Below are 8,850 nucleotides of genomic sequence, written 5' to 3'. Positions count from 1 at the left end.
CAGAAAGAACCTTAACTGAACGGCATTACCGCCTTGTGCGGGCTTCTTCTATTGCTGCGCCATCTTTGCCGCCGAATCGGCGCGCCGCCCCGCGCTACGAGAAATTCGCGATTGCATCCGCACGCGACTGCGCTATCGTGACGGCATGCCTTCCTGATCCCCGCGCGATGCTCGATCCGACCGACCTGCGACTCCTGTATCAGCTCCGGCCTGCGGAGCCCGGCGATTTTCCGTTCGCCGAGGCGCTGACGCACGGCAACATGGGCGGCTATTACAAGCGGCACGGGCTCGTATGGCGCAGCGACCTGTTCTACGCAAGCTGGCGCGAATCGGAGAATTTCATTCTCGAAGCCGACGGTCAGCGCATCGGCGTGCTGCGCGTGACGGAAGAGGGCGACTCGCTGCATATCCGCGACGTGCAGATCGCGGCCGGCCATCGCGGTCGCGGCGCGGGCACCTATCTACTCGACATGTCGCATCGCTGGGCGCGTGCGCGCGGGTTGCACGAGCTGCAACTGCGCGTGTTCGTCGACAATCCGGCCGCGCGTCTGTACCGCCGTATGGGTTATCACGTGACAGGGCCGCGCCTCGCGCAACTCGGCTCGATCCGTCACATGGTGCGGCCGGTCTGACGCGAGGCTCACCGCGCCGTATCGTGCGCGTCGTCGTCGCGCATGTCGTCGCTCGGTGCGACGCGCTCGGTGCCGCGGTGCTCGTATCCGCGCAGCATGAAGGCACGCGGGCTTTCGCCGAACGCGCGCCGGAACATCGCCGAGAACGCGCTCTGGCTCTGGTAGCCGAGTTCGCGCGCGATATGCGAGAGCGGGCGCCCCTGATTCAGCAACGGAATCGCGCGCGCCAGCAGCGCCTGCTGCCGCCATTGCGAGAAGCTCACTCCGAGTTCCTGCTTGAAGAGCCGCGAGATCGTGCGCGTGCTCGCCCCTACCTCGCTCGCCCAGTGTTCGAGCGATTCGGCGTTTGCCGGCTGTGCGAGCACCGATTCGCAGAGCGTCCGGAGCCGCTTTTCGTCTGGCATCGGCACCGCGAGCGGCAACGGCTCCGCGCGGCTCAGTTCATCGAGCACGAGCCCGCATAGCAGGCGCTCGCGTCCGTCGCTGAGGTCGCGCGCGTCCAGTGCGACGATCAGCTCGCGCAGCAATCCCGTCACTTCGACCACGCGGCACGCGGCGAGCCCGTCCGGAACGATCGATTCGTCGATATAGAGCGTGCGCAGGTACGCCTCTTCGACGATCGCGACTTCGTGCGTGACGTGCGGCGGCACCCAGATCGCGCGGGACGGCGGCACCATCCAGGTCGTGCCGGTCGTCGCGACACGCAGCACGCCGCGCGATGCATACGCGAGCTGCGCCCACGCATGCGTGTGCAGCGGAATGCGGCTGCCCGCGTCGACGTGGCGCGCGCGCACGCGCATCGGGTGCGCGCGCGTCGGCGCGAACTCGGGCGGAATGTCGATGACGTCGTACGGATTCGACGCGTCGGCCGGGACGATCGGATGCATGAGCGGTTCGGACTGGAGCGGCGGGCGATGCCGTTATTGTAGAAGGGGCCGTGCAAGCGCAGGCGGCGGCTTTTGGGTCGATAATGCAGCGTTTCAATGAACTTTGTATGGGCGGGACGGCCTTCGCGTTCACCGTGCCGCAGCGTGCCCCTCGATCGAAGGAGACGAACCGATGACGTTTGCAACAACCGATCTTTGCGACGCCCACGAAGACAAACTGGCCGCCGGCACGCTGCGCGTGCTGCAGCCGGCCTTGCGGCCGTACGGCGGTGCGGCGCGCTTCGCCGGGCCCGCCGCGACGCTGAAGGTGTTCGAGGACAACACGCTCGTGCGTGCGGCGCTCGAGCAGAACGGCGGCGGCCGCGTGCTCGTCGTCGACGGCGGCGCGAGCCTGCGCTGCGCGCTCGTCGGCGGCAATCTCGGCGCGCTGGCCGAGAAGAACGGATGGGCCGGCATCGTCGTGCACGGATGCGTGCGCGATGCGGCCGAACTGCGCGAATGCAAGGTCGGCGTGCTCGCGCTCGCGACGCATCCGCGCAAGAGCGACAAGCGCGGCGCCGGCGAGCGCGACGTGCCGGTCACGGTGCTCGGCACGCGGATCGCGCCGGGCGAATGGATCTACGCGGACGACGACGGCGTGCTCGTGAGCGCGACGTCGCTGACCTGACCCGACGTGCGACTGCACGCGAATCGCTGAAGGAGAGATCGATGCGCTACGTATTCGTCTACGGCACGCTGAGGGCCGGCGAGATCAACGACATCGGCCTTGCGGCCGCGCGGCACGGCATTCCCGCGCCGACGCTGATCGGCGCGGCGGCGCTGCCGGGCGAACTGTACGATTTCGGCACGTATCCCGGCATGACGGCCGCGCACGTCGGCACGTCGATCGTATGGGGCGATGTGTACGAGATCGACGAGCGGCTGGTGCCCGTGCTCGACGAGATCGAGCGCGTGTATCCGGGCGTCGACACGCTGTTCCGTCAGGAGAGCGTGACCGTCGAACTCGGCGGCCGCCAGTATGCGTGCCTGTATTACCCGGTTGCCGCGCATGCGACGGCCGACCGTCCGCGGATCGCATCCGGCGACTGGGTCCGGCATCGGCGCGAGCGCGAAGCGGCGTGAGCGACGTGAGCGTCGGTGTCCGCGACGACGAGCCGGCTGTCGCAAAAAGAGAAAGCGCCCCGCAGGGCGCTTTTTGACGAACGGACCGGCGGGCACGCGGCGGTGCGCCGCGGCGGCCGGCCCTATCAGATTTCCTCGTACAGCGGCAGCGTCAGGAATTCGGTGAAGCCTTCCGACGTCGACATCTGTTCGAAGATCGCCGCCGCACGCTCGTAAGGCTGCGTGTTGCCGCCGACCGAGCGCTTCACGTTCTCGAGCTCGGCCTTCGCGAACTCGCGCACGAGCTCGGCGGTGACCTTGCGGCCGTCGTCGAGCACGCCCTTCGGCGAGCGGATCCACTGCCACACCTGCGAGCGCGAGATCTCGGCGGTGGCCGCATCTTCCATCAGGTTGTGAATCGGCACGCAGCCGTTGCCGTCGAGCCACGCGCCGAGATAGTGGATCCCGACGTTGATGTTGTTGCGCAGGCCGGCTTCGGTGATCGGCGCCTCGGGCTGGAAGTCGAGCAGGTTCTTGCCCTCGACCTGCACGTCGTCGCGCTGCTTGCCGATCTGGTTCGGCTTGTCGCCGAGCACCTTGACGAATTCCTCCATTGCGATCGGCACGAGGCCCGGGTGCGCCACCCAGCCGCCGTCGTAGCCGTCCGTCGCATCGCGCTGCTTGTCCGAACGCACGCCGGCCATCGCCTTCTCGTTCGCTTCCGGATCGTTCTTGATCGGAATCAGCGCGCTCATTCCGCCGATCGCGGGCGCGTTGCGCTTGTGGCAGGTCTTCAGCAGCAGCAGCGCGTAGGCGCGCATGAACGGCACCGTCATCGTGATCTTCGAGCGATCGGCGAGGCAGAAGTCGCGATCGTTCTTGAACTTCTTGATCGCCGAGAAGATGTAGTCCCAGCGGCCCGCGTTCAGGCCCGAGCTGTGTTCGCGCAGCTCGTAGAGGATCTCGTCCATTTCGAACGCGGCGAGGATCGTCTCGATCAGCACCGTCGCGCGGATCGTGCCGCGCGGAATGCCGATCGCTTCCTGCGCGGCGACGAAGATGTCGTTCCACAGGCGCGCCTCGAGATGGCTTTCCATCTTCGGCAGGTAGAAGTACGGGCCCGAGCCGCGCGCGATCAGCTCCTTCGCGTTATGGAACAGGAACAGCGCGAAATCGAAGATGCCGCCGGACACGCGCTGGCCGTCGACCGTCACGTGCTTCTCGTCGAGGTGCCAGCCGCGCGGACGCACGATCAGCGTCGCGACCTTGTCGTTCAGCTTGTACGACTTGCCGTTCTGCTCGAGCGAGATCGTGCGGCGCACCGCATCCTTCAGGTTGATCTGGCCGTCGATCTGGTTCGTCCAGCTCGGCGCGTTCGAATCCTCGAAGTCCGTCATGTACGAATCGGCGCCCGAGTTCAGCGCATTGATGATCATCTTGCGCTCGACGGGGCCGGTGATCTCGACGCGGCGGCACTGCAGGTCGGCAGGCAGCGGCGCGACCTTCCAGTCGCCTTCGCGGATGGCCTTCGTCTCGGGCAGAAAATCGGGGCGCTCGCCGGCGTCGAGACGCTTCGTGCGCTCGACGCGCGCCTGCAGCAGCGCCTGGCGGCGCGGTTCGAACGCGCGATGCAGCGAAGCGACGAGCTCGAGCGCGTCGGGCGTCAAGATCGCTTCGTAACCCGGCTTGATCTCGCCGGTGATCGCCATGCCTTGCGGCAGCGTGATCGGGGTGCTCATGGGTCTCATCTCCTTGGTCGGTCAGTTGCGGTTTCGGTGAAGGGGGAAGGCGGCAGCGATGCGAACGTCATGCGCCCGGGCCGGGACGCGTGCGGTTCGCCGCTCTGCCGGACGGAGCCGGGGTGGCGAGGAATGCGAGCAGATCGGCCATGCCGGTGCCGGTGCCGTCGGGCGGCACGCCGAGTTCTTCGGCCGGTGCGCCCGTACGGTTCAGCCAGAACGTCGTGTAGCCGAACCAGCCGGCGCCTGCGACGTCCCACGCGTTCGACGACACGAACACGATGTCGCGCGGGTTCGCGCCGAACGCGGCGGTGCCGAGCGCATAGGCGGCCGGACTCGGCTTGTACGCGCGCACGGCGTCGGCCGACAGCACGCGATCGAACAGGCCGGTCATGCCGGCGCTCTTGATCGCGATGTCGAGCATCTGCGGATTGCCGTTCGACAGGATCGCGAGCGGCGGACGCGGCTCCAGCGCGCGCAGCCTCCGCAGCGCGGGCACCGTATCGGGATAGGTGGACAGACACGCGTATTCGTCCATCAGCCGCTTTTCGGCCGCGCTGTTCAGCGCGACGCCGAGCGAGCGTGCGGCAAAGCGCAGCGCGTCGAGCGTGATGTCGCGAAACGGGCGATAGTGCGCACCGGCCGGATCGGCGAGCGTGCGCAGCTGCGAGTATTCGATTTGTTTGCGTCGCCACAGCTGCGACAACCGTTCCCCGCGACCGGGGAACATCTGCTCAGCCGCAGCCACGACGGCATGCACGTCGAACAACGTGCCGAATGCGTCGAACAGGATGGCGTCGGGAGAGGAGAGTGTCGTTGTGGCCGACATAGCCTTGCGCTCCAGTTTCAGAGGTCGAGTCGATTCTATTCGTGATCGCTGGTATCAAAAAAGACGCTAATCATCACTTGATCTTTTACTTTCATATACCTAATCTTGAGCCGCTTCAGTCATCAGAGCGGCACGGCGTGCCGTCCCTTTCGATTCATGGACCGGTTCAAACAGATCGAAACGTTCGTCGCGGTCGCGGCGAAAGGCAGCCTGTCGGCGGCCGCGCACGCGGAGGGCGTCGCGCCGGCGATCATCGGCCGCCGTCTCGACGCGCTCGAGGAGCGGCTCGGCGTCAAGCTGCTCGTGCGCACGACGCGCAAGCTCACGCTGACCTTCGAGGGCTCCGCCTTCCTCGAGGATTGCCAGCGCATCATCAACGACATGCAGAACGCGGAAGCGAGCGTGTCCGCCGGCGGCGTGAAGGCGAGCGGCCATTTGCGCATCACGGCGCCGGCCGGCTTCGGCCGCCGCCACGTCGCGCCGCTCGTGCCGGACTTCAGCGGCGCGCATCCGGACGTGTCGGTCACGCTCGATCTGTCGGACCGGATGGTCGACCTCGTCAACGAAGGCTTCGATTGCGCGGTGCGGCTCGGCGAGCTGCCCGATTCTTCGCTCGTGTCGCTGAAGCTCGGCGAGAACCGGCGCGTGTGCGTCGCGTCGCCCGCCTATCTCGCGCGGCGCGGCACGCCGACGACGCTCGCGGAACTCGCGCGCCACAACTGCCTCGCGCTCGCTGCGAACGCGAACCAGCAGCGCGGCTGGACTTTCCAGGAAGACGACAAGGTCGTGTCGATCCGCGTGAGCGGCACGATGGAGTGCTCCGACGGCGCGGTGCTGCACGAGTGGTGCCTGGCCGGCCACGGTCTGGCATGGCGATCGTGGTGGGAAGTCGGCGACGACATCGCGGCCGGCCGCCTCGTCAGCGTGCTCGACGCGTTCGCGGCGCCGCCGATCGGCATTCACGCCGTGTTTCCGCAGCGCCGGCACCTGCCGCTGCGCGTGCGGCTGTTTCTCGATTACCTGAAGCACACGTACGAGCGGCCCGGTTACTGGGGCGAATAGCGTCGCGCGGCAACATGCGGGCCAATCCGCTGCCGCCGCTGCCGCGTCGCGCACTACAATCGAAACAGGCAGGCGCGCGGCGTCGCGACGGGCAGGTATGGCGCGGCGGCGCGCGGCGTGCCATTGACGCAGGAGGGCGCGATGTTCCGGCACATCCTCGTTCCAACCGACGGTTCCGAACTGTCGAAGAAGGCGATCGACGGCGCGATCGATCTGGCCCGCGCGGTCAATGCACGCGTGACCGCGTATGCGTGCCTGCCGCAGTATCCGTATTCGCCGTTTTCCGAAGTAATCATCGAGCCGCCCGCCGATTTCCGGGCGCGCAGCGAGCGCGAGGCACGCGCGCATCTCGACGAAGTCGAAACGGCCGCGAAGGCGGCGGGTGTCGTCTGCGATACGTGGACGAGCGTGCATCCGTCGCCGTACCTCGGGATCATCGAGGCGGCCGAGCGCGGCGGCTGCGACGTGATTTTCATGGCGTCGCACGGACGTCGCGGGCTCGGCAGCCTGCTGATCGGCAGCGAGACGCAGCGCGTGCTGACTCATACGAAGATTCCGGTGATCGTCTATCGGTGATCGCGGTGCCGGCGCTGCGAGTAGCGCATGGCCGGCGCCGAAAAAAGGCGCGCCGGACGGTGCCGGCGCGCGTCGTAGCAAGCGGCCCGCAGGCCGCGCGGCCGGTCGCGTGGTGCGCGCCGGCCGTCTCCTCCCTGGTTCTCGCTCTGTCGTCGCCGCCGCGGTCGGCCCGGTCCGGGCGCGACAGCGGCGGCGCGTGGCGCGCGACGCTTACGCGACCTTCTTGCCGTCGAAGAACTGCTCGTCTTCGGTCGAGCCGTGCAGGGCGGTCGTCGACGCTTCGCGCTCGACCGTCTGCGTGACCGCGTCGAAGTAGCCGGTACCGACTTCGCGCTGGTGCTTGACCGCCGTGAAGCCCTTGTCGGCTGCCGCGAACTCGGCCTGCTGCAGTTCGACGAACGCGCTCATCTGCGTGCGTGCATAGCCGTGCGCGAGGTTGAACATCGAGTAGTTCAGCGCGTGGAAGCCGGCGAGCGTGATGAACTGGAACTTGTAGCCCATCGCGCCGAGCTCCTTCTGGAACTTGGCGATCGTCGCGTCGTCGAGGTTCTTCTTCCAGTTGAACGACGGCGAGCAGTTGTACGACAGCAGCTTGCCCGGGAACTGCTTGTGGATCGCTTCGGCGAACTTCTTCGCGTATTCGAGATCCGGCTTGCCGGTTTCGCACCAGATCAGATCGGCGTACGGCGCATACGCGAGGCCGCGCGACACGGCCTGCTCGAGGCCCGGCTTCGTGCGGAAGAAGCCTTCGACCGTGCGCTCGCCGGTCAGGAACGGCTTGTCGTTGTCGTCGATGTCGGACGTGATCAGGTCAGCGGCTTCCGCGTCGGTACGTGCGACGAGCACGGTCGGCGTGCCCATCACGTCGGCGGCGAGACGCGCGGCCGAGAGCTTCGCGACCGCTTCGCGCGTCGGCACGAGCACCTTGCCGCCCATGTGGCCGCACTTCTTGACCGATGCGAGCTGGTCTTCGAAGTGCACGCCCGATGCGCCTGCCTCGATCATCGCCTTCATCAGCTCGAATGCGTTCAGCACGCCGCCGAAACCGGCTTCCGCGTCGGCGACGATCGGCGCGAAGAAGTCGACATAGCCTTCGTCGCCCGGGTTCTTGCCTTCGGACCACTGGATCTGGTCTGCGCGCGTCAGCGTGTTGTTGATGCGCTTCACGACGAGCGGCACCGAGTTCGCCGGATACAGCGACTGGTCCGGATACATCTCGCCGGCGACGTTCGCGTCGCCCGCGACCTGCCAGCCGGACAGGTAGATCGCCTTCAGGCCGGCCTTGACCTGCTGCATCGCCTGGTTGCCGGTCAGCGCGCCGAGTGCGTTGACGAACGGCTCGTTGTTGATCAGCTCCCACAGCTTTTCGGCGCCGCGCTTCGCGAGCGTGTGCTCGACCTGGATCGAGCCGCGCAGGCGCACCACGTCTTCAGCCGTGTAGCTGCGCTTGATGCCCTTCCAGCGCGGATCGGTTTCCCATTGCTTTTGCAGTTCCTGTGCCTGTTGCTGACGCGACATGATGAGCTCCTTGAAGTGGTGTGTTGCCTATCGGTTGAATCGGACGGTGGTGATGCTGTTCGCGAAGCCGGTTGTGCTGCGTCCCGTTTCGTGAAGTCTTGTATAAGAGTCTAGGCAAATCGCGTCGCACGAAACAGGGGCTATGTCGGGATGGTTTGAAATTTTTATTCTTTGAAAATCATGTGGTTATGATTGACGTTTCGCGATGAGAAACGTCTTTTTTTATTCTGCAATCGGCACGGTTGTGCCACGCAGCATGATTTTTTACGAGACAAAAGATTTTTTCGTATCGTGAAAAGCGGGGCGAGACGAAAAAAAACCGGCGCGGATGCGCCGGTCGATCGGATGCGTGGGCGGCTCGCAAGCCGCCCGTGCGCGCTTACGACGCGGAATTGCTGCGTCGCGGGCCGCTGCTGCGCTGACCGTCGCGACGGCCGCCGTCGCGGCTCGCGCCCGGCTTGCCGCTCCAGCCGCCGCCGTTGCCGCCGCCGTAGCTGTGGCCGTGA

At 66.5% G+C, this 8,850-nt stretch carries 9 protein-coding genes; 5 read left to right on the top strand and 4 right to left on the bottom strand.

Annotated elements, in window-relative coordinates:
• Window positions 1–167: 167 nt before the first annotated feature.
• Entirely contained in the window at window positions 168–632 is a 465-nt protein-coding gene (locus HMPREF3115_RS16930) for a GNAT family N-acetyltransferase (protein ID WP_035488286.1), read from the top strand.
• Between the two features lie 8 nt (window positions 633–640).
• Here HMPREF3115_RS16930 and HMPREF3115_RS16925 read toward each other — a convergent pair whose 3' ends face one another.
• Window positions 641–1,519: an AraC family transcriptional regulator gene (locus HMPREF3115_RS16925; RefSeq protein WP_006407735.1), complete on the bottom strand. Its 879-nt coding sequence runs from the start codon at window positions 1,517–1,519 to the stop codon at window positions 641–643.
• 172 nt (window positions 1,520–1,691) lie between these two features.
• Here HMPREF3115_RS16925 and rraA point away from each other — a divergent pair, with 172 nt between their 5' ends.
• Both rraA and HMPREF3115_RS16915 read left to right on the top strand, forming a co-directional pair.
• The gene (gene rraA, locus HMPREF3115_RS16920) at window positions 1,692–2,186 is read left to right on the top strand and encodes a ribonuclease E activity regulator RraA (RefSeq protein WP_006407734.1); all 495 of its coding nucleotides are present in this window, start codon (window positions 1,692–1,694) and stop codon (window positions 2,184–2,186) included.
• A 41-nt stretch (window positions 2,187–2,227) separates the two neighbouring features.
• Complete coding sequence (locus tag HMPREF3115_RS16915; RefSeq protein WP_006407733.1) at window positions 2,228–2,641, top strand: gamma-glutamylcyclotransferase family protein; 414 nt, start codon at window positions 2,228–2,230, stop codon at window positions 2,639–2,641.
• A 125-nt stretch (window positions 2,642–2,766) separates the two neighbouring features.
• Here the strand turns inward: HMPREF3115_RS16915 and aceB are convergent, their stop codons facing one another.
• Window positions 2,767–4,359: a malate synthase A gene (gene aceB, locus HMPREF3115_RS16910; RefSeq protein ID WP_006407732.1), complete on the bottom strand. Its 1,593-nt coding sequence runs from the start codon at window positions 4,357–4,359 to the stop codon at window positions 2,767–2,769.
• 67 nt (window positions 4,360–4,426) lie between these two features.
• Window positions 4,427–5,188 (bottom strand): haloacid dehalogenase type II, encoded by a 762-nt coding sequence (locus tag HMPREF3115_RS16905; RefSeq protein WP_053297122.1) that lies wholly within the window; start codon window positions 5,186–5,188, stop codon window positions 4,427–4,429.
• A 156-nt stretch (window positions 5,189–5,344) separates the two neighbouring features.
• Between HMPREF3115_RS16905 and HMPREF3115_RS16900 the strand changes: the two genes are divergently transcribed.
• Together HMPREF3115_RS16900 and HMPREF3115_RS16895 are read left to right on the top strand one after the other, a co-directional pair.
• Window positions 5,345–6,250, top strand: coding sequence for a LysR family transcriptional regulator (locus HMPREF3115_RS16900; protein WP_006402614.1), 906 nt, complete (start codon window positions 5,345–5,347; stop codon window positions 6,248–6,250).
• Between the two features lie 141 nt (window positions 6,251–6,391).
• Entirely contained in the window at window positions 6,392–6,826 is a 435-nt protein-coding gene (locus HMPREF3115_RS16895; RefSeq protein WP_006402615.1) for a universal stress protein, read from the top strand.
• A 210-nt stretch (window positions 6,827–7,036) separates the two neighbouring features.
• On the opposite strand, the gene aceA is transcribed toward HMPREF3115_RS16895, so the two are convergent.
• On the bottom strand, window positions 7,037–8,344 hold the full coding sequence (gene aceA / locus HMPREF3115_RS16890) for an isocitrate lyase (RefSeq protein WP_006402616.1): 1,308 nt from the start codon (window positions 8,342–8,344) through the stop codon (window positions 7,037–7,039).
• Between the last annotated feature and the right edge of the window lie 506 nt (window positions 8,345–8,850).

It is taken from the genome of Burkholderia sp. HMSC10F09, assembly GCF_001806955.1.
In the GTDB taxonomy this organism is placed as follows: domain Bacteria; phylum Pseudomonadota; class Gammaproteobacteria; order Burkholderiales; family Burkholderiaceae; genus Burkholderia; species Burkholderia multivorans.
This window is presented reverse-complemented; position numbering and strand designations above follow the sequence as displayed.